This is a genomic window from Fulvivirga aurantia, from assembly GCF_009711475.1.
Taxonomy (GTDB): domain Bacteria; phylum Bacteroidota; class Bacteroidia; order Cytophagales; family Cyclobacteriaceae; genus Fulvivirga; species Fulvivirga aurantia.
On record NZ_SMMD01000202.1, the window covers coordinates 1 to 947 of the forward strand.

Genomic DNA, 947 nt, shown 5'->3' on the forward strand with positions numbered 1-947 from the left:
ACTGGATAATTAATGGTAAGCTTTACGCTCACAGTAAAAATCAGTTATTCAACAGGCTTTACGAATGGTCAGGCAAAAAATGGGTAAAAGCAACAATAGGACTTCCCGTGAAAGATCAGCCAATACTCTTTGATGATGATAAATATATTGTTTTTGGTGATTGTCAAGGAGAGTGGGGAGGAACTATTTACTTTTTTGATAAAGCCTCAAACGAAACCTACTTTACTGAATCGACTTGTGCTAACTCAGTTCTAAAAAAGAACAGAAGTTATTTGGTTTTAGCACACTTAGGGCATATGATGGGTTCATCAGAAATCAAATCTATTCCGGATCCACGTCAACTTTCAAAGGCCAAAAATAGTGCAGTAAACAAAACAAAAGAAGGACAGGCATTGGGCTATTCAGACAAATCTGACGCTTATCAAAAAACGCTTGATCTTTTTGGTATACAATTGTTCTCTACCTTCGAACATGGAGACAGACAATTATATATTGCCCACTTAAATGGATTGACTTTTTTAACTGAGATTGATGGATCTGAAATCAAAATTGTTCATCCGCTTTTTAACAAAGAAATTTATACTCATTACCCTATTACAAAAAATTATGGAAATTATACTTTGATGAATTTAGATTTTTATGGAACGGCTAGAGATAAGGAAGTGTCAGTAATAATTATTAGAAATGGTAAACTAACCAAAGTGGACTGGAATGAAAATCAAAGCCGTTAACAAATGCTTAAAATGAATATGCGAACTGTGCATTTGAAAGAATAATGTATAAAAAAACCTTCAGTGCTTCTAGCAACTGTGGCGCACACTCATTTTAGTTGGTCGGTCAGCGAGAATTAATAACGATGTTAACAAAGGAAGAAAAGCAAAAAATACAACTTGAAGAAACCTATCGGAAAGAGGTACAAAAGAACTTGTCGAACGATAAGAAATCGG

At 34.3% G+C, this 947-nt stretch carries 1 protein-coding gene; it reads left to right on the plus strand.

Going from position 1 to position 947, the window contains the following annotated elements; genetic code table 11:
* Nucleotides 1-731 (plus strand): hypothetical protein (locus E1176_RS20210; protein ID WP_185152500.1); only part of this gene is annotated, 731 nt, incomplete at its 5' end.
* Between the last annotated feature and the right edge of the window lie 216 nt (nucleotides 732-947).